The 19,452-nt window shown below is 42.9% G+C and carries 16 protein-coding genes and 1 other RNA gene; 11 read left to right on the forward strand and 6 right to left on the reverse strand.

Annotated elements, in window-relative coordinates; all coding sequences use genetic code 11:
* The 3 genes from ME3_RS01890 to ME3_RS01895 all read right to left on the reverse strand — a co-directional run bounded on the left by ME3_RS01890 (position 1) and on the right by ME3_RS01895 (position 1,919).
* Entirely contained in the window at positions 1–609 is a 609-nt protein-coding gene (locus ME3_RS01890) for a 5-formyltetrahydrofolate cyclo-ligase (RefSeq protein WP_007476607.1), read from the reverse strand.
* 383 nt (positions 610–992) lie between these two features.
* Positions 993–1,153: non-coding RNA, 6S RNA (ssrS, locus tag ME3_RS06775), on the reverse strand.
* A gap of 70 nt (positions 1,154–1,223) precedes the next feature.
* Entirely contained in the window at positions 1,224–1,919 is a 696-nt protein-coding gene (locus tag ME3_RS01895; RefSeq protein ID WP_245256336.1) for a tetratricopeptide repeat protein, read from the reverse strand.
* Between the two features lie 28 nt (positions 1,920–1,947).
* Between ME3_RS01895 and ME3_RS07130 the strand changes: the two genes are divergently transcribed.
* Complete coding sequence (locus ME3_RS07130; protein WP_039952367.1) at positions 1,948–2,244, forward strand: hypothetical protein; 297 nt, start codon at positions 1,948–1,950, stop codon at positions 2,242–2,244.
* Positions 2,245–2,289: 45 nt separating this feature from the next.
* Here the strand turns inward: ME3_RS07130 and ykgO are convergent, their stop codons facing one another.
* The 3 genes from ykgO to purE all read right to left on the reverse strand — a co-directional run bounded on the left by ykgO (position 2,290) and on the right by purE (position 4,801).
* The gene (gene ykgO / locus ME3_RS01905; protein ID WP_034990194.1) at positions 2,290–2,415 is read right to left on the reverse strand and encodes a type B 50S ribosomal protein L36; all 126 of its coding nucleotides are present in this window, start codon (positions 2,413–2,415) and stop codon (positions 2,290–2,292) included.
* Between the two features lie 774 nt (positions 2,416–3,189).
* On the reverse strand, positions 3,190–4,302 hold the full coding sequence (locus ME3_RS01915; protein WP_007476609.1) for a 5-(carboxyamino)imidazole ribonucleotide synthase: 1,113 nt from the start codon (positions 4,300–4,302) through the stop codon (positions 3,190–3,192).
* Positions 4,286–4,801: a 5-(carboxyamino)imidazole ribonucleotide mutase gene (gene purE, locus ME3_RS01920; RefSeq protein ID WP_007476610.1), complete on the reverse strand. Its 516-nt coding sequence runs from the start codon at positions 4,799–4,801 to the stop codon at positions 4,286–4,288. The genes ME3_RS01915 and purE overlap by 17 nt, the downstream gene beginning before the upstream one ends.
* A 908-nt stretch (positions 4,802–5,709) precedes the next feature.
* Here purE and infA point away from each other — a divergent pair.
* The 10 genes from infA to ME3_RS01980 all read left to right on the forward strand — a co-directional run bounded on the left by infA (position 5,710) and on the right by ME3_RS01980 (position 19,439).
* Positions 5,710–5,928 carry a translation initiation factor IF-1 gene (infA, locus tag ME3_RS01925; RefSeq protein WP_004857577.1) on the forward strand — a complete coding sequence of 73 codons (219 nt, stop codon included), beginning with the start codon at positions 5,710–5,712 and terminating at the stop codon, positions 5,926–5,928.
* Between the two features lie 306 nt (positions 5,929–6,234).
* Complete coding sequence (locus ME3_RS01935; protein ID WP_007476637.1) at positions 6,235–6,864, forward strand: Maf family protein; 630 nt, start codon at positions 6,235–6,237, stop codon at positions 6,862–6,864.
* A 353-nt stretch (positions 6,865–7,217) separates the two neighbouring features.
* On the forward strand, positions 7,218–7,397 hold the full coding sequence (gene yacG / locus ME3_RS01945; protein ID WP_007476638.1) for a DNA gyrase inhibitor YacG: 180 nt from the start codon (positions 7,218–7,220) through the stop codon (positions 7,395–7,397).
* Between the two features lie 518 nt (positions 7,398–7,915).
* On the forward strand, positions 7,916–10,498 hold the full coding sequence (gene clpB / locus ME3_RS01950; RefSeq protein WP_007476639.1) for an ATP-dependent chaperone ClpB: 2,583 nt from the start codon (positions 7,916–7,918) through the stop codon (positions 10,496–10,498).
* Between the two features lie 1,150 nt (positions 10,499–11,648).
* A complete protein-coding gene (locus ME3_RS01955; RefSeq protein WP_007476640.1) occupies positions 11,649–11,978 on the forward strand; it encodes a hypothetical protein in 330 nt (109 codons plus the stop codon).
* 393 nt (positions 11,979–12,371) lie between these two features.
* On the forward strand, positions 12,372–13,697 hold the full coding sequence (locus ME3_RS01960) for a phage terminase large subunit (RefSeq protein ID WP_007476641.1): 1,326 nt from the start codon (positions 12,372–12,374) through the stop codon (positions 13,695–13,697).
* 437 nt (positions 13,698–14,134) lie between these two features.
* Positions 14,135–15,991, forward strand: coding sequence for a portal protein (locus ME3_RS01965; RefSeq protein WP_039952459.1), 1,857 nt, complete (start codon positions 14,135–14,137; stop codon positions 15,989–15,991).
* A gap of 515 nt (positions 15,992–16,506) precedes the next feature.
* Positions 16,507–17,301, forward strand: coding sequence for a hypothetical protein (locus tag ME3_RS01970; protein WP_007476645.1), 795 nt, complete (start codon positions 16,507–16,509; stop codon positions 17,299–17,301).
* Between the two features lie 146 nt (positions 17,302–17,447).
* Positions 17,448–18,566 (forward strand): N4-gp56 family major capsid protein, encoded by a 1,119-nt coding sequence (locus ME3_RS01975; RefSeq protein WP_007476647.1) that lies wholly within the window; start codon positions 17,448–17,450, stop codon positions 18,564–18,566.
* A 159-nt stretch (positions 18,567–18,725) separates the two neighbouring features.
* Entirely contained in the window at positions 18,726–19,439 is a 714-nt protein-coding gene (locus tag ME3_RS01980) for a phage adaptor protein (protein ID WP_039952462.1), read from the forward strand.
* Positions 19,440–19,452: the final 13 nt, after the last annotated feature.

A 19,452-nucleotide genomic window follows, 5' to 3' on the forward strand; every position in this document is an offset into this window, starting at 1 on the left:
TTAGCATTCTATAAAACCCTTTTCTGTGAAAATTTTCTGTAAAACGAGGTCATGCTTTCTTTTAGAGATAGACTCCACTTCCTGACACGAGAAGCTTAAGCCCCATAAATGTGCACGGTGCCCATGTTTTTGAAGATGCTCAATGGCGCGATCGTAGTAGCCTGCACCATAACCAAGGCGGTGGCATTGGTTGTCAAACGCACAAAGCGGCACAATGATCACGGTGGGGGCGACAACTGCATTGTTTGCGCTGGGGCCAAATGTGTTAAACCGCATGAGCTCTAGCTGTGTTGTTGATGCAAATGTTCGAAAAACCATTGTTGTTTCATCAATGATAGCGGGCAGTGCTACATGCCCCCCACGCGATGAAACAAAATCGAACAAAGGGCGTGGGTCTATTTCTGAATGGATTGGCCAATAGCCGGCAAGAATTGTATGTGAACAATCCCCAATCATTTGTTCAAGATAATGTGCGATGTGGGAACAGGCACGATGCGAAAAGGTGGTGCGCTTATGTGCACAAAGGGCATTACGCTGCGATATACCAAGAGCACGCAAACGTGATCGGTCAGACGAAATGGATTGCGAACGTTGGGAGGTTGTGGGCATTGTTCAGTTTGTTATCTCTTCAATCAATAAAAAGTAATCACATTTGAAAAATGTTTTAGGTGGGAACGGGCTGGTTATTTCAATCAGTATAAAAGAAAGGATAGGGAAAAGGAAGGTGTTACGAAGATAGATGTGTAAGAGAAAGAGCGGGTGTGGGCTCTTAAGGGTAGACTTGAGTGTGCTTGTTGAGGGGATGTTGGCTTAACATTGGTGTGTGGGAATTGTTGTGGGGGTGGGTGAGATTGATGCTGAGGGGGAGGTTTTGGAAAAGAGAGCTTGAGGGAGTGTTTTGGGAGGAATGCTCTGGGTGATGGAAGCAGGGTTCGTTGTGTTGTGGAAGAGTGTTGGGGACGGGGAGAGGGTACCCCGAGTGGAAGGGAAAATGGTGAACCGCGACAACCGATGGAAAAGTTTGATTCCGAGAACCTAGGCTACTAGGTGGGTGCCGTGTGAAAAAGCCCACGAGCCTTCTCAGGGACAGCTCCCTTGGGAATCAATAAGGTCTCAGGAATATGTTATTTCCTGTCGAGAAGCGCAGAACACCACCTCTCATTATAGGGTAGTTTAATGATTTCTACTAGAAAAAAAATTACTTTATGATTTTTTAAAATGGTTCAAATATTTTGATCAAAATATTTGCTTAAAAGCGTATCAATACGGTTTTGGACTTGTTGCATTTGTGGGTAAAATGTTAAGGCTGTTTCATAAGCTTTGATGGCAAGTTCTGGCCTTTCTGTTGCTTCCATGACGATTCCAAGCTCAAAAAATGCAATATAATTGCGAGGTTCAAGTTGAAGGGCGTGATGAAGGTCTAGCATTGCTAATTTGAAGTCGCTTAATTGGATGTGTATCCATGCACGTCTGCTCCAGGCTTCAGCATAGGTGGGGGAAAGTGCAATTGCTGTGTCAAGATAATCTAAGGCAAGGCCATAATTTTCTGCGCTAATGCCTTGTTCAGCCCATGTCATCAAAAGATCAATGGTTTCGCTGCCAGATTGCGACCATAACCGTTGAATTTGCTGACTTATAGTTTTAGCTTCCTTTGCATTGGCGCAGTATTTTAATTTTTTCAGTAAACGCACAATCTCTTTTTCTTTACGCTGTTTAGTTTGATGAGCGTGGCCGTGGTATGGCGATTCTTGATCTTCTAAAAGAGTTGTAGCCGCATCTGGCTCATGAGGTGTTGTTGATGATTGATTCGGGATGAGATCATCCAGCGGTAAGAGTGATTGTGGGGAAGGTTCTTCAAACGGTGAAGATGGGGAAGATGCAACAGAAACAAGTGGAGTAGGTGAAAATGAAGAATGCACAAGTGAAGGCGGTTTAGGTAAAAACGCAGTGAGTAGAGATAGTCCTCCGGGTAGAGGTGGAGTGGGTAGAGATGCAACGGAAAAAGATGATGAGAGAAGGGACGCGGTGAGAGAAGATGGGGGTGAAGTTATAATTGGCAAGAAGGGTGAGGTTGTGGGTGAAGATGAGACAGGAGTGGATGAGGCGAATGCGAATGGAAGGATATATTCATTACCGCGAGAAAGCAAAAAAAGAATGCTGACACAGCTCAAAATAAACATCTGTTTTTTCAAAGTTTTGAAATACAGAGGAAAAAAATGTGTCATCAAAAAAGATATGTTATAAGAAAAAACTTTGAGAGCCTCAAAAAACAGCAAGGCCACACCATTATTAACCTTGACGTGCTCTAAACCGCGGATTGGTTTTATTAAGGATATAAATACGGCCTTTGCGACGCACCAACCGATTATGGCGGTGACGTGTTTTGAGTGCTTTGAGCGAATTTTTAATTTTCATAATAATCACCGTTTATAACGCATACTCATGATATGATACCCTTTTGGCATCATCACGTAGTTTCTCTCATCACCGCTAAAAAAACACCACGCTTCTCTCAAAGAGATAACACCATTCATCGCTAATGAGTAAGAAAAAAAATAAATTTCTAACAGGGTGTCTTAGTTTTGTCAACTAAGCATTTGCTGTGAAATTAAGGAAAAAGGGAAGGGTATTGAGTGCATTGTTGAGCAAGGAAAGGTTGGTGTGGGGTGTAAAGGCAAAGAGAGCTTGGGGACAAGTGAGGGAGGAGAGCTTGAGTGTGTTGGTGGGAGCAGGTGGTGGTGGGGTGTTCTGGTAGGGAAGTTTGTGCTGGGTCAGTAAAGAGGGCGCGGGCTGTTTGTGTGTGGGAGATAAGTTGTGGGGGCTCTGTGTGGGGTTGGTGTGAGTGGGAGGGATATTGAAGGCGAGGGTGGAGAAGATATGGGCGTTGTGTAGGTGGGTGATGTGTGGGGGGAGAGGAGTACTTAAGGGCGTTGGTGGGAGCAGGTTGGCTGTATTGGTGCGGAAGAATGGTGTGTGGGAAGGGGGTGTTAAGGTGGTCAAGAGGCGAGAGGGTTTGTGGATGGGAAGTAGGAGAGACGTTGAATGCACGGTGTGCTGGGTAATGGGAGGGTATAGGTTAGAAGGTAAGGAGGAAGGGTTCGGGTAAAGAAGGGAATGCTTGGGAGGGGAAAGATATGGGGCGTGGGTGAAGGTGTAGGTAGGGGCTTTATGGGGGAGAAGGGGGGTAGATTATGGAAAATGAGGAGAGGGAGTGGCTGGCCCTGTTAATTGGATGACATGACCCATCTTGCGTTCTGGTTGTACAGAGTTTTTACCATATAGATGGACTGATGTGCGTTCTTGTGTGAGAAAATGTTTGAAGTCATCCAAATTATGGCCAAGAAGATTGGTCATTTCACAATTACTGTGGCGGTATGTGCTACCTAAAGGAAGGCCACAAATGGCACGGATATGCTGTTCAAACTGTGAGGTTATGCATGCTTTTTGCGTCCAATGACCAGAGTTGTGTACACGAGGGGCAAATTCATTCACAAGAAAACGGCCATCTGCTAAAATAAAAAATTCAATGCACAAGACACCAACATAATCAAGCGTGTGCATGACCATAGAGCTTACCTCTTGTGCGGCTTCTTGTATGGCATATGAAACTTTTGATGGAACAAATGTTTTATGAAGAATACCACTTTTGTGCTGATTTTCAGGGCAGTCATAGACGGCAGAAGCTCCCTGGGGTGAGCGGGATGAGACGACTGAAATTTCCGATGAAAAGGGCACAATTTCTTCTAAAATCAAGGGCTGATAGTGAAGGGCACTTAAAGCTGAATCAATGGCCTGTTCACTGGGGTGATGAAGGACAACCTGGTTTTTGCCATCGTAACCAAAGCGCCTTGTTTTCAAAATGCCATGTCCACCCAATGCAGACAGCCCTGAAACTAAAGAAGCGCGATTATGGACTGTATACCATGAAGCTGTGAGAATGCCTTTTTCATTTAAAAAGGTTTTTTCAAGAACTCGGTCTTGTGCGATTTCCAAAGCTTTAGATGAGGGATAAAGGCGCTTTTCTTTCTCAATATAATGAGCTGTTTGGAGAGGAAGATTTTCAAACTCATATGTGATAACATCACACATTTCAATTAAACGATCTAATGCTATCTCATCATCATAAGGCGCAATGATATGATGATTGGCTGTTTGTGCTGCTGGGCAATGTGCTTCAGGACAAAGAACAACTGTGCGGTAACCAAGTTCTGCTGCTGCCATCGTTAACATGCGAGCTAGTTGCCCGCCACCAATTAGGCCAATCATACTTCCCGGTTGTAAACTCTCAGGAGGATGGGGCATCTAAAACCTCATTCGTAGGGTATTCAGCAATATTTTCTGTTTGTTGTTTTCGCCATTTTTCAAGACGCTTAGCAAGACTTTCATCATAAACAGCCATGACTGCTGCTGATAAAAGCGCTGCATTAATAGCACCTGCTTTGCCTATTGCCAATGTGCCAACTGGTATACCTGCAGGCATTTGCACTATGGAAAGTAAAGAATCTTGACCCGATAAGATGCGGGATTGCACGGGAACGCCAAAAACAGGCAATGGAGTTAAGGCTGCAAGCATGCCGGGAAGATGTGCTGCCCCCCCAGCACCTGCTATCAAAACTTTAAAGCCTGCTGCTTTTGCCCCTTTTGCAAAGTGATAGAGCCGATCAGGGGTACGATGGGCGGAAATGATCTGTGAGATATGAGAAATGCCAAGCTGTGTTAAAATATCCGCGCTATGGCGCATTGTTTGCCAATCTGATTGGCTGCCCATTACAATCGCGACGTCAAATGCGTGTTTGGTCATTCCACATCCTTTTTGTTGTCAGACTTTATGTGTTATCAAAGGGATCTACTTTCTTGCTTGCTTAAGAGATCCACTTTCTTGCTTTTTAAAAATTCACCATTCTAAAAGTTTTCCATTTTTTTGCAAAGTTAATTTTTGCACAGTCAAAGTAATTTTTTGCAGAGTCGAATAATAAGCGTCAACAGTTTTTCTTTAATTGACTCATTTCAGGTCGTACTTTGCGGGAGGCAAATAGAGATAGTGGAATAAGGTTATTAGGCGATGGGAGTGTGGGGGTGTTTTTGGGTGAGTTTAGGAGATGCATGGGAAGCAAGCGAGTGTTGATTTTGGAGTAAGTTGAGTGCGTTGGTGTAGAGGAATGCTGGGGAGAAGATGGGCTGTATTTGTAGAAGGGTATGAGTTGTAGGTGCTGTGTGGGATAGTGCGAGTGGAGGATGTTGGGGTGGTGAAAAGTATGAGAGGAAGGGGTGTTGTAGGATTGGAAGGGGATGTTTGGGAGAAAGGTGCTGGGCGTTGAGTGTATGCTGGGAGGCTTTGGTTGGAGGGATGGGTTTGCAAGGGTGGATCTGAAGGGAGCGTGATGTGCAAAAAGGGGGATGTTGAAAAGAGGCGGGAGAGAGCAATGAAAGTAGGATTTTTAAATCGAAACTCTTAATCAAAACAGGCAAGAAAACCCTAAATCAACCTTATTTTGATCATGATTGTTAATAAATGCAAAGGAAATTTCATTCTTTGTTAAATCCCTGTTCACAAAACCGTAAAAATACGATATGAGTACTCTCCAATAATTTACGATGTATAAGCAATCAATAAATTTACATTAAATTTGCATTATAAAGTCAGTAAAATAAAAATAAAGTCAGTAGAATAAAATTCAATCAATTCATTATAAAGAAAGCCTTTTATTTATGTCCAAAGAAGAAGTTTTGGAGTTTTCTGGTATTGTAACCGAGCTCTTGCCTAATGCAATGTTTCGCGTAAAACTGGAAAATGATCATGAAATTATTGCTCATACCGCTGGAAGAATGCGTAAAAACCGTATTCGTGTGTTGGCTGGTGATAAAATTATGGTTGAAATGACTCCTTATGATTTGACAAAAGGGCGTATTACATATCGCTATAAATAAAGGGATGCAAGGGCTACTTTCTCAAAACTTTCCCAATTGCTTCAATAAAAGTTCATAAAGTTGTTCAAAAATGCAGAAACTTTAAAACGATTTGGTGCATGTGTTCAAAAAATTCCAAGTTGCAAGTTGTTTGTGGGGGAAAAGCAGGTCATAAGCAAAGTGGGAGTGTGGCATAAAGTATCACACATAAAGTTTGATGGTTGCCAAAAAAGTCTGGTGGCTCTAAAAGGCTCCTTTTGTAGGGGGAAGAGTGTTAAAGTAGAGTCAGGTGATGCGTTTTAACGCAATCTCAAAGGGGTTTTCGCTATGGAAATCGATTTGGTACTTGCTTCTGCTTCTCCGCGTCGTTTAGAACTTTTAGCACAAATTGGTGTTAATCCCAGCCGAGTTTATGCGGCTGTGATCGATGAAACGCCAAAACCAAAGGAGCATCCTGCTCATTTGGCTAAGCGCTTGGCATATGAAAAAGCACTCAAAGCTTATGAAAGCCTGTTATGTTCTGATCATGTTTGCGAACATGCTGTGTTGTCGAAAAAATGTCTGATTTTGGCTGCCGATACTGTTGTTGCTGTTGGACGTGTTATTCTTCCTAAACCCAGTGGAAAAGAGGAAGCTTATGAATATTTGAGCTTTCTGTCTGGGCGTTCTCACAATGTATATAGTGCTGTTTGTGTTGTGAACGAATGTGGGAGAAAAACTGTTCAATTGGTTAAAAGTTGTGTTCGTTTTCGATGTTTGCTCCCTTCAATGATTGAGGCTTATCTAGCTTGCCAGGAATGGGAAGGAAAAGCTGGTGGTTATGCTATTCAAGGCAAAGCTGGGGCTTTTGTTACCAATATTTCTGGTTCTTATTCCAATGTGGTTGGTTTGCCATTGGCTCAAACAATGGATCTCTTAACATCTTATCATTACCCAGTTCTCTCCAAGTGGGTTTAAAGTATACTTTGAAAATGAGAGGATAGATAGCACAAAAAGGAGGGCAGTAAGCGGGAGAGGGTATTGTGTGGTGAAGAAGAGTGCGCGTAAGAGGGTAAGTGATGTGCGGGAATAAAGGGGAGGTGTGCAAGTAAGGGAGGAACTGGAGGCAGCAGGGTTGTCTGCATTGGTGGAGGCAGGGTGTAAGAGGCTGGGGATGAGATTGTGGGGAGAGGTTGAGAGCTTGGGGGAGTGTTTGGAAGAGGAAGGGTGTGGGGAGGAGATGTGGATGAGAGGGGAGAGAATGAATTTGAGGGGTGAAAAAAAGGGAGATAGTGTATAAGGGGAAGGCAAATGCATAAAAAGGAGAGACGATGCAGGAACAATCAACACCACGGCGTCCATCGCGCCCTTGTCCAGAATGCGGAAAAATGTCACAACAAAATTCTTATCCTTTCTGTTCCTCACGATGCCGAGCAATCGATTTAAATCGCTGGCTTTCAGGTGCTTATATTTTACCACCACCACCGTACAATACAGATGAAGAAGAATAAAGGATTGGTAAAAGTTACACTATTAGTGGAGTAGTATACATCACTATAGTGGAATAAGTGATGGGGATTGGAATAAAAATATTGATATCTATAGAGTAGCGTAAAAGTGGAATAGAGTGAAAATTGAGTAAAATAAAATAAAGTAGATTAAAAGAAATATGGTGGAATAAAGAAGCATAGCGGAATAAAAGAAATGTAAAAAGTAAAAGAAAACTTGAGAAAAAGTGTGCTTCTTTTGCGCATCACTATGCTTTTAAATAACGCTGTTTTTTATCTTTTTTTCGCTATACTTATTATTTACCACCTTTTTGCCATGATTAACACATTTCCCTCTTGCGATGATTATTGTGAAAACCCATATTTTAAAGTGTAACAATTTAGTTACAGTGTATTCATTCGTTACAGTGGAGTGATTGTTCATTGTGTCGTGTGAACAATTGGAGTGTGTTTTTGAGAAGGCTCTTTTAAGGTGGGGTCTTTAAGGATGGACGTGTAAGAGCGCAGGAGAAGGAACAACAATGAACGTGGATAAATATAGCGAACAGCTGCAAATGTTTCTACAAACAGCACAAGGGAATGCTCTTGCTTCTGATCATCAGCAATTTATGCCTGAGCATTTGTTGCAAGCACTGTTAGAGGATAGTCAAGGTTTGGCTATTTCTTTGATCCAAAAAGCTGGGGGTAATTTGGCCGCGCTCAAAGATGCGCTTAAAGACGTGCTTGGTGCTTTGCCTAAAGTGCAGGGGGGAAATGGCCAGCTTTATATGTCGCAACCTTTGGCAAAAGTTTTAAAAATGGCTGAGGATTTAGCACAAAAAGCCGGTGATCAGTTTGTGACTGTAGAACGTGTGCTACAAGCGCTTGTTATGGAGAAAACGGTTAAAACTGCCGATATTTTATCAAATGCAGGGGTGACACCACAGGCTCTTAATCATGCGATTAATGCAATGCGAAAGGGAAAAACGGCAACAAGTGCACATGCTGAGAGTCAGTATGATGCTTTGGAAAAATATGCGCGCGATTTGACAAAAGATGCACGTGAAGGAAAGCTTGACCCTGTTATTGGTCGAGAGGAAGAAATTCGCCGGGCTATTCAGGTGTTATCACGTCGGACTAAGAATAATCCTGTTCTGATCGGAGAGCCTGGTGTTGGAAAAACTGCAATTGTTGAAGGTTTGGCGCTGCGTATTGTTAATGGGGATGTCCCTGAAACCTTGCGCGATAAACATCTTTATGCGCTTGATATGGGGGCACTTATTGCGGGAGCAAAATATCGCGGTGAATTTGAAGAACGTTTAAAGGCCGTTTTAGCAGATGTGCAAGCTGAAAATGGGCAGATCATTTTGTTTATTGATGAATTGCATAATCTTGTTGGCGCTGGAAAATCTGACGGACCTATGGATGCTTCCAATTTGCTTAAACCTGCTTTAGCCCGCGGTGAGCTCCACTGTATTGGGGCGACAACGCTTGAGGAATATCGCAAATATGTGGAAAAGGATGCTGCTTTAGCACGCCGCTTCCAGCCCGTTTTTGTATCTGAGCCTACACTTGATGATACGATTTCTATTTTACGCGGGATTAAAGAAAAATACGAACAGCACCATAAAGTGCGTTTGGCTGATAGTGCTTTAATTGCTGCTGCACGCCTTTCAAACCGATATATTACCGATCGCTTTTTGCCTGATAAGGCGATTGACCTGATTGATGAGGCGGCGGCGCGATTGCGTATGCAGGTTGATTCCAAGCCAGAAGAGCTTGATCATATTGATCGGCGAATTTTGCAGTTAAAGATTGAGCGAGAGGCTTTGAAAACGGAAGTTGACCCTACAGCAAAAGAGCGTTTGCAGACGGTACAAGCTGAGCTTGATACGTTGGAAAAACAGTCTTCTGAAATGACACGAACTTGGCAGGCTGAAAAACAAAAACTGGGACATGCCGCTGATTTGAAAAAAAGGCTTGAAGAGGCACGAAATGCTTTAGCCATCGCACAACGCAATGGGCAGTTTCAACAAGCTGGAGAATTAGCTTATAGTGTGATCCCTGATCTTGAAAAACAACTAAGCGCTGCTGAAAATGATGAGCAAGGCAACAATCTGATTGAAGAAATTGTGATGGCTGAACATGTGGCGCAAATCGTTTCACGTTGGACGGGGGTGCCTGTTGATCGGATGCTTGAGGCAGAACGTGAGCGGTTGTTGCGTATGGAAGATGAGATCAACCAACGTGTTGTGGGGCAGAAAGATGCTGTTCAGGCTGTGGCCCGTGCTGTGCGCCGTGCCCGTGCTGGATTGCAAGATCCCAACCGGCCTATTGGGTCTTTCATGTTTTTGGGACCAACCGGTGTTGGAAAAACCGAATTAACAAAGGCTCTTGCGGCTTTTTTATTCCAAGATTCTAATGCAATGCTGCGTATTGATATGTCTGAGTATATGGAAAAACATGCCGGTGCACGGCTAATTGGTGCACCCCCCGGATATGTCGGATATGAAGAAGGCGGTGTGCTGACAGAAGCTGTAAGACGCAGGCCCTATCAGGTTATTCTTTTTGACGAAATTGAAAAAGCACATCCTGATATTTTTAATCTCTTGTTACAAGTGCTTGATGAAGGGCGTTTAACCGATAGCCAAGGGCACACAGTTGATTTTCGTAATACTTTGCTCATTATGACTTCTAATCTTGGGGCTGATATTTTAACGGCTCTACCTGAAGGACAAACAACCGATGCGGCTAGAGATGATGTGATGCGTATTGTTAAAGCGGCATTCCGCCCAGAATTTTTGAACCGAGTTGATGAGATTATTCTCTTTGAGCGATTGCAACGTAAAGATATGGAAGCGATTGTTGATATTCAGATCAAATATTTGCAAAATTTGCTTGATGAGCGCAAAATTACAGTGCAGATCGAACAAGAAGCGAAAGAATTCTTAGCTAATAAAGGGTATGACCCGCTTTATGGAGCGCGGCCTTTAAAGCGCATTATCCAAAAGGAAATTCAAGATCCTTTGGCTGAAGATATTTTGCTTGGAGCTATCCACGATGAAACAACAGTTGCTATTACAAAAACTGGTGATCGTTTGACTTTTGCTCCCATTACGGGTTAGCTCACAAGTGCTTAGAATCAAAAGAGAAAAAGTTAATAAGAGTTGACAAGGTGAACGTAAACTGATATTATTATAGCATAATCACAATTGTATCTTTCATCCATAAATGTTTGAAAATAGATTTTCGTGGGGAGGGTCTCTGCCATGTTATCTGCCGCGCAGGGGTGTTGTGTAGTGTGATTGTGGTGGTGGGGATTTTATGACAAATGTCGGTGAAATGTTGATAATGTAAGAGTTATCGAGAGTATGGAAACTATCGGCGACGTAGGGGTGTTGACGATATGAGGGGACACGGTAGGTTTTATGCCTTTCTTGTGAAAAGGGGCTGAGGTGTGAATTGTGAGGGGGAAGTTGCTTGCAATTGCTTGTTACTTTGGTGAAGTTTTTTAAGTAAGAGCTTTTTTGAAATAAGTTAAGAGCTTTTTGAAGGTGTTTGGGGCACAGACGGGCCAAAGAGGTTTTTGTGGCTTATGTCTGGGGTTTATGCCTTGTGTTTTGTGCGTGGTGTGTTTAGAGCTTTTCTCGCTTATTTCAGATTTATCGTGTTTTTGTAGTTTGCGTGTCATTTTTTGATTAGGTTTTGCACTTTTCTTGTTATTTGAGTGAGATTTTTACTCACGATTTTATGTGTAATTGAGATTACGATTTTCTCAAGTTTTCCTGTGATAGGTTGATAGTTTTATAGTCTGGTGGGAGTGCTATTTGCTTGTCATTTGAGTGTATCTTCTGTGGGTTTATGGGGGAGATTATTGTCGTGGTGGGGTTAGTGAGGAGGAGTGACTGGAGTGGTTGTACAGGTCTTTGGGCGTAAGATGCCTTGAGAGGGGAGATTTTTTACCTTTTCATGCGTGGTTATTTCTTTGTGGGGAAATTGTATTGTTATTAGTGGGGCGTGTTGTTGATACGATGTGTTTGGCAACGTAAAATGAGAGGGGCTTTTTTGTTGTTGGGTGGTGCCCATTCTTTATTGTGGGAAGTCCTTATTGTTAGAGGTTATGGAGTTCTTCTTGTTTGGAAACATTAGAACGCTTACTGATTGTTGGTATTGGATTTCGAGCTTTTTTACATAAAATAGGTGAATGAGTGGCTTGTGTTAGAGTTTATGAGGGGCTGCGATAAATTTGTTTATAGTCGATAAAGGAATGTTAATGTGACGAACGAACAGTCTGTGCCTGTGCGTGGAAGAGGGCGGCCTAAAGGCTCATTGAATAAAAACACAAAATTGCTCAAAGATGCTCTTTTGGCGGCTGCTACGCAAGCAGGCGATCACTATGGTCGTGATGGCTTGGTGTCTTATCTTGAATATCATGCGATTAATAATCCGGTGTCTTTTTTCTCGCTTTTAGCAAAGGTTTTGCCTTTGCAAGTAAGTGGGGAAGGAGGGAGTGATGTTAAAACAGTGTCGCGTGTTGAAATTGTGCCGGTAGCTCCTAAAGCTGCAATAATGGATGATCGTAAGACATCTGTTTTCGATGTATGACATTCTAAAATTTTTGCTCTGTTGGTTGTGGGTATTTTTGTTAGCTGTGGGGTTGTGTTCAGTTTCTCGTGCATTTTAACACTGAGTTCTATTTTTTAAGTTTATGTGAAGCTCTTGTTCGATGGTGGAGCAGTGATTTTTCGGTGCAGACAGTTTGGCTGTAGGGGTGAGAGGTTTTAATGAAGAGGGCTCGTGTGGCGGGGGGAAGTTTTGTGTAGTTGGTGAGGGGTTGTGTGTGGTTGGAGGATCACCTGCAGTAAAAAGTGGCTGTATGCATAGTGGGGAAGACCACGTGGCGAGGAGGGCTGGGCTCTCATGAGGGGATGGGATGGTACTGTGCTTGATCTGCTGTAGGGTTGGCTTATTCTCATGATGTTATAATGATATCTCGTAATGACGACTGTTCAAATTGCTCTTATTCCGAAATTGATTTCTGTTTTTTCTGGTCAGGCTGATGTGCGTGCTGCTTGGGGAGGACGTGGATCTGGTAAAACACGCTCTTTTGCCCTGATGTCGGCTGTGATTGGATATCGACATGGAAAGGCAGGGGAGAGAGGCATTATTTTATGTGCAAGACAGTTCCAAAATTCGCTGAATGAAAGTTCGCTAGAAGAAATTAAACGCGCTATTGAATCTTACAGTTTCTTGAGAGACTATTATGAGATTGGTGATAAATACGTTAGATCAAAAGATGGACGTATTGTTTATGCATTTGCTGGTTTAGATCGCAATATTGCAAGCATTAAATCAATGGGACGCATTCTGCTTTGTTGGGTTGATGAGGCTGAACCTGTTACTGAGGCTGCTTGGCAAACATTGATTCCAACTTTGCGGGAAGAAGGGGAAAATTGGCATTGTGAATTATGGGTGACGTGGAACCCTTTACGCGAGAATGCCCCTGTTGAAAAGCGATTTCGTGCTGTGAAGGACTCTTATATCAAGGGGGCTGAAATCAATTGGAGGGATAATCCTCAATTTCCTGATAGGCTCAATCGTGCCAGGGAAGCTGATTTCACGCAAAGGCCTGAGCAGTACAATCATATTTGGGAAGGAGAATATTTACAGGCTGTGCAAGGGGCATATTATCAAAAATTATTACTTGAGGCTGAGCAGGAAGGACGCATTACTCATGTGCCGCGTGACCCGCTCATTCAGATCAAGATTTTTTGGGATATTGGTGGAACGGGAGCAAAGGCTGATGCGACGGCTTTATGGGTTGCACAATTTATTGGACGGGAAATCCGTGTGCTCGATTATTATGAAGCACAAGGACAGCCTTTATCCGAGCATATTGGATGGGTGTGCCAAAGGGGATATGACAAAGCTTTAATGGTTTTGCCTCATGATGGAGCGACAAAAGATCGTGTTTGTAATGTTAGTTTTGAAAGTGCTCTCCAACATGCTGGTTTTCAGACCAAAATTATTCCCAACCAAGGAGTGGGCGCTGTCAAAATGCGTATTGAAGCTGTGAGGCGTTTATTTCCAGCTATATGGTTTAATCGTGATACAACGACAGCAGGACGAAAGGCGCTTGCGTGGTACCATGAAAAGCGCGACGAACAGCGTAATATTGGTTTGGGAGCTGAACATGATTGGGCAAGCCATGGGGCTGATAGTTTTGGGTTGATGTGTGTTGCTTATGAACAGCCCAATATTCAGCCGCGAAAAAATGTTTATTGTTCTTCTCAAAGTTCTTCAACTTCGTGGATGGCTTTTTGAGCGCATAGATACTTTGAAATGTCATGGGTGATTTGTGGGGTTTCATGGGGGGTTGAGGCGTATGAGGGATGAAAGCTTGTGAGAGGGATGAGAATGGCTGTGAGGGGGAAGGTTTGTGAGGGGGAAACCATGAAGGCGGTTTGAGCTCGTGGGAAATTGGGGCTGGGAGAAGGATTGAGACCAGAAAAAGAATTTAGGTTATGAGAGGAATTGAGGATATGAGGGGTCGTGGGTGTATTGGGTGGGTTTTTAAGCTTATAGGTGTTTTAAAGCACATGGGTGTTTTGAACGATATGAGGGGAGTGAAGACCACGAAGGAGAAAAACCGTGAAGACGAGGATTGAGTTTGTGAGGGGGTAAGGTTTGTGCGGGGTTTTGCACATTGTAAGTGAATTTACCATTGTGGATGGGTTTTTAACATTATGGGTGATTTTTTTATGGACCAACAGACATCTTTCATCAATCCGATCGAGACGCTTCAGCATCAGGCACTGTTTAAAAAGCTTGTTGCCTGGTATCAGGAAGATATTGCGCATGTCGAACAGTGGCGAAAAAACGCTCAAGAAGATTATGATTTTTACAATGGACGCCAATGGAATGAGCAAGATCTTGCAGTGTTGCGAGAACACAATAGACCTGTGATGACTTTTAACCGCATTGCTCCTTTGGTGAATGCTGTAATTGGGGCTGAGCGCAACAATAAACGACAGGTTCAATTCATTCCTCGGCAACCAGGAGCAGCTCTGGCCAATCAGATTTTAACGGGAGCTGCTGAATGGTTTCGTGATGAGGCTGATGGAGAATATGAAGATTCTGACGCTTTTCAAGATGCCATTATTTGTGGAATGGGTTGGACTGATACGCGGCTTGATTATGAAGATGATCCTAATGGAAAACCTGTAATTGCGCGCTTGGATCCTATGAAAATGGTATGGGATGTAAGTGCTGTTAAGCCTAATCTTATTGATGCGCAGCGTCTATGGTATATTGATGAGAAGCCTTTAGAGATTGCGCAAGAAATGTTCCCCGATGTTCATTGGAGTGATCTGCATGCCGATTGGGCACACCATCTTGTTTCAACACGCTCTGGTAGAAGTGGTGCACAAAGTTATGGAGATACGATCGACGATGAATTTAGCTATCATGAACGCACAATGGTGACGCTGGCTGAATGCCGGTGGTTTGAACGTGAGGTTTATTATAAAGTTTTTAACTTGGAAACAGGGCAATATAGCGATTATTCTGAAGAAGATTTTCAATTTTTGCGCAAAAATAATCCACATATCCAAGCAACAAGATTGACGAGAAAGGTTGTTAAACGGGCTTTTTTGGGTAAAAGATTGCTTGAAGCCCCTGATAAGCCATTGGTGCCACCTAGTCAATTGGGGTGGGAGTGCATTACCGGCTATTTTGATAAATTCAGTCGACATTTTTATGGGGTTGTAAAACCTGCAAAAGATCCACAGCGGTGGGCTAATAAATATTTTAGTCAAGTGATGCATTTGCTCAATAGCCAATCCAAAGGTGGGGTGATGGCTGAACGAGATGCTTTTGATGACGATCGCCAAGCTATGGAAAGTTGGGCAAGGGCTGATAGTATTACGTGGCTTAAGAGTGGTGCTTTGGCTGGTGGAAGAATACAGCCAAAACCTGCTGGGCAATTTCCCAACGGTTTTTTCCAGCTTTTTAATGAAGCAAAGGGGGCTATTTCTCAAGTTACAGGATTGTCTGCGGAATTTGTTGGAACACGTGCGGTAAACCAACCGGGCGTTCTTGAAGAACAACGCCGCCAATCATCGCTTAATTTATTGGCATCCTTCTTTGATGGTTTGCGACGCTATCGACAGCGACAAGGAAAAATTATTCTTTATCTTATTCAAAATTATCTTTCTGATGGGCGATTGGTGCGCATTGCTGGGGAAGAAAATGCTCAGTATGTTCCGCTGACACGGGAAGTTATTACCAGTTTGGAGTATGATATTGTGGTGGATGATGCTCCAACAAGCCCCAATGAAAAAGAGCGCACCTTTTCTATGATTATGCAATTGCTCCCTTTGATGCAAAATTTTGCGACACCAGATATTATGCTCGATTTATTGCGCTATTCACCTTTGCCAGCATCGCTCATTCACAAAATTGCTACAAAGGCTGGGCAGCAACAAGAGCAATTGCACAGTGATCAGCAAGTTGGAGCACAAAACGAGGGCATACAAGAAAATGGGAGTGCGCAAGAGACAAAGCAAGCGATCCAAGCTCTTTTGCGTATGGCGCAAAATGCACAACAAACTTCTTAATGGGTAAGGAATGTATCTTCATTGTCCCTTATTGCTCGCTTTATTGCTTGGGGGGGCTGATGGGTGGTTTTGTTGAGGAGAAAGGTGTTGCCTTTAAAGGGGAGGGGCACATTGGATTGAGGGGACGTTTGTGGCTGAGGGATGAGGAGGTATTGTTTGAGGCGATGAGGAAGCCTTGTTTTAAAGGGAGGAAGGCTTATTGCCTGGGAGAGACTGTTTATTACCTGTAGAGGCATGCGTGTGAGGAAAGAGCTGGTACAGTGGATAGGGACACTGGATGAGAAAGCGTTGTGTCTGAGGGATGAGGAGGCGTTGTGGCTGGAAAAGAGCAGGGCAAGTGCATGTGGGATTTTCTTGAAAGACAAGTAGAGAGAGTGAAGCGATAGGGGAAGGCAGAGGCACACCTTATTGTTTGAGAAGAAGGGCATTGTTTTTAAAAGAAGCATTGCCTGAGAAGGCAGCATTACAAGCATTATTTGAGAAGTAAGCATTATTGAAGAAAGAAGATTAGCACAATGGATGAAGAAATATTAACGCCCGAAGAGCAAAACCAACTCGTACAAGATCCTCTTCAAGAAAATAGAGAGGGTGGAGCGATAGAAGAAAACGAGAATATACCTTTTGATGACAATTCTCAAAAAGGTAAAGTTTCTCAAGAAGCATTAGGACTTCAGGGGGGTGAGGTGCAGCCAGACCCCAATGCAGATTTTATGGGTTATGTACAGTGGCTGGGGAAAAAAACTCAAACACAACAGGGGCAAATACAACAGGAATTGGTGCAGGCGCAAGACGACAAAAACACCTCTGTTCCCTCGGAGGCAGAGCAGTTGCGTTCCTTTTTTAATCAGTCTGTTGCGACTATTAAGCGCGAGCATCATGATTTTGATCAAGCTGCTGATTTTGTTTATGATATGCGCGCAAAGCAGTTGGCTTCTTGCGCTTCTCTCTATCCTGAGAGAGCCAATCCCAAAGTTATTGATGCATTGATTGGTAATGAGTTGAAGCAAATTTTACGCGATTGTGCGCAAAACAAACAAAACCCTGCGCAAGTGATTTACTCTATTGCGCACAATATGGGATATACAAACAAGCAAGGCAACACTGTTGCCTCTATGCAAAATGTTGTTGAGCATGTGCAGGAAAGGCAAAATTCTGCACGTACACTTTCTGCTTATAATGGTTTGAATCCAAAGGGTCCTATGTCTTTGGAAATGCTCGACAAAATGTCTGAGGCAGAATTTAGCACTTGGATTGATGATCCTAACAATAAAGCTGCTTTTAATCGTTTAATGGGCGATGTGGATCTTTAAAAGAAGAGGTGGAAATCTGCCAAAAAACACAACGCATCATTAAGTGACCGCTGTTCTGGTTATCAGGCATCTGGTTATCAGATATGGGGAAACATTCGGCAACCGGCTTTTGGCCGGATTTTTAATCAAGACTATAAGAGGAAATAATGGCTGTAACGAGTATCGACGTCAATAACGCATTGACTGTAAAAGCATGGTCCAAATTACTTAATCGGGAAATTTCAAAAGCGACTTCCATCGCTCCATTAATTGGGAGAGATTCCAATAGCATCATACAGTTGAAGGATGAGACCACTAAGGCAGGTGGTGATTCTATTACCTTTGGTTTACGTATGCATTTGTTTGGTGAAGGTGTGAGTGAAGGGGAGGCACTTGAAGGCAAAGAAGAAGCCTTGAAATTTACAAACGATCGCTTGGTTATTAATGAACTTTCTCATGCTGTGCGTGTCAAAAATGAAGGAACAATCGATCAGCAACGTGTCTTATATAATTTACGTGCAGAAGCTAAAAATGCCTTGGTTGATTGGTATGCTGACCGTTTAAGCATGATGTTCTTTATTCAGGTGTGCGGATATTCGGCAGAAAAGATAAAGTTTGAAGGACAAACATTTAAATTAAAACCTGTTCATTACGGGTTTAACGAGCCAACGGCTCCAACTGATAAACGCATCATACGCCCTAATGGGAAAGAGAGAGATGAAGATTTAAAGAAAGGCGATGAGTTTAATCTGAAATTGATCGATCAAGCGGTTGAACGTGCTAAACTTGCCGCTCCCAAAATTAGACCGGTGCGTGTCGATGGGGAAAGTGTCTATGTGATGTATCTTCACCCAACGCAAGTGACACAATTGCGTACCAATACAGAACCTGGTCAGTGGCTTGATATTACCAAAGCGATTTATAGTGGAAGCCGCATGAAGAACCCTATCTATAATGGGTCTCTTGGCATGTATAATGGCGTTATTTTGCGTGAAGCTGCGCATGTGACTGAAGGTGTAAAGGCAGTTTTAAACAATGAGTCTGCTGAGAATACACGCCGTGCTGTTTTACTTGGAGCGCAGAGTGCGGTTATTGCTTTTGGTAAAGACCGTGGGGCCACACGCTATAAATTGGTTGAAGAGCTTTTTGATTATGAACGTGAGTTTGGTGTGGCTGCCAAAACGATTATTGGGATGAAAAAACCGGTCTTTCAGTTGCCAGGAAGTGGCCAAGGAAGGCAGGATTTCGGGACGATCGTTATCTCAACTTATGCAGCACCTGTTTGAGGTCTTTAAGGTGAGCTTGTATTTAACTTTAAAGCTTAAGGTGCTTTTTATTTAAAGCGCACCTATTTGGGAGTTTGGACAAGCTTTTAACATGTTCTTTCCCAACAGAGCATTTTGTTGGGGGAGAAGATAACACATACAAAGAGAGTGTTTATGCCAATGACTATTCCAGCTATCGATTCTCATCTTCTTGATTTTAAATCAAGCTGCGCGACAACTTTTTCCCGCATGGTTGAGCTTATTCAAGATGAGATTGATGATACAATGGGTGAATATTGTGTTCAAATTTATGATTCCATTTGTGCTGCTTTGCGCATATGTGAACGGGAACCTTTTTTCTTTAATGAGCACAAAGAGGTTACTTTCAAAGCACAAAGTGGGCAAACATGGTATGGGCAAGAAGACGATGTTTTAATTAAGACGGTAGAGGGCTTAATTAAAACAGTAGGGGCTCTGGAAGGTGTGTTTTTAGAACATGGTGGTGCAACACGAACACAACTTATCTATAAAACTGCTAAGATGTTGCAAAAAGATTATGGATCCAATCCACCGCAGGGGATGCCTGTTTTTTATACTTATTGTCAGCGCAAAATAGGTCTCTTTCCGACGCCTGAAACTGTTGGAACAGTTCGTCTTTCCTATAGTGCTTTGCGTTTTGTTGAAGAGGGCATGGAAAGGGAAGATCATCCTTGGTTTGTTCATGCTTTTGATTTTATTAAAGCGCGGGCAAAATACGAACTTTATAAAAATATCCTTAAAGATCCTGAATGTGCTGCTGTTTCTTTGGGCGATTTTCAAGAACAGCTTCAGATTTTGCGTTATGAAACATCGCGTCGAAAGGGTTGCTCACAAATTATGCCAACAGGGTTTTAGAGCTTGGTTTGAG

Origin of the sequence: Bartonella melophagi K-2C (assembly GCF_000278255.1) — a bacterium.
Lineage (GTDB): Bacteria > Pseudomonadota > Alphaproteobacteria > Rhizobiales > Rhizobiaceae > Bartonella > Bartonella melophagi.

Bases quoted from the DNA above. Each gene is read 5' to 3' on its own strand.
- ME3_RS01980 (WP_039952462.1), top strand. From the start codon at position 18,726: ATGACTATTCCAGCTATCGATTCTCATCTTCTTGATTTTAAATCAAGC.
- ME3_RS01960 (WP_007476641.1), top strand. From the start codon at position 12,372: ATGACGACTGTTCAAATTGCTCTTATTCCGAAATTGATTTCTGTTTTT.
- clpB (WP_007476639.1), top strand. From the start codon at position 7,916: ATGAACGTGGATAAATATAGCGAACAGCTGCAAATGTTTCTACAAACA.
- ME3_RS01975 (WP_007476647.1), top strand. From the start codon at position 17,448: ATGGCTGTAACGAGTATCGACGTCAATAACGCATTGACTGTAAAAGCA.
- ME3_RS01965 (WP_039952459.1), top strand. From the start codon at position 14,135: ATGGACCAACAGACATCTTTCATCAATCCGATCGAGACGCTTCAGCAT.
- ME3_RS01970 (WP_007476645.1), top strand. From the start codon at position 16,507: ATGGATGAAGAAATATTAACGCCCGAAGAGCAAAACCAACTCGTACAA.
- purE (WP_007476610.1), bottom strand. From the start codon at position 4,801: ATGACCAAACACGCATTTGACGTCGCGATTGTAATGGGCAGCCAATCA.
- yacG (WP_007476638.1), top strand. From the start codon at position 7,218: ATGCAGGAACAATCAACACCACGGCGTCCATCGCGCCCTTGTCCAGAA.
- ykgO (WP_034990194.1), bottom strand. From the start codon at position 2,415: ATGAAAATTAAAAATTCGCTCAAAGCACTCAAAACACGTCACCGCCAT.
- ME3_RS01915 (WP_007476609.1), bottom strand. From the start codon at position 4,302: ATGCCCCATCCTCCTGAGAGTTTACAACCGGGAAGTATGATTGGCCTA.
- infA (WP_004857577.1), top strand. From the start codon at position 5,710: ATGTCCAAAGAAGAAGTTTTGGAGTTTTCTGGTATTGTAACCGAGCTC.
- ME3_RS01935 (WP_007476637.1), top strand. From the start codon at position 6,235: ATGGAAATCGATTTGGTACTTGCTTCTGCTTCTCCGCGTCGTTTAGAA.
- ME3_RS01890 (WP_007476607.1), bottom strand. From the start codon at position 609: ATGCCCACAACCTCCCAACGTTCGCAATCCATTTCGTCTGACCGATCA.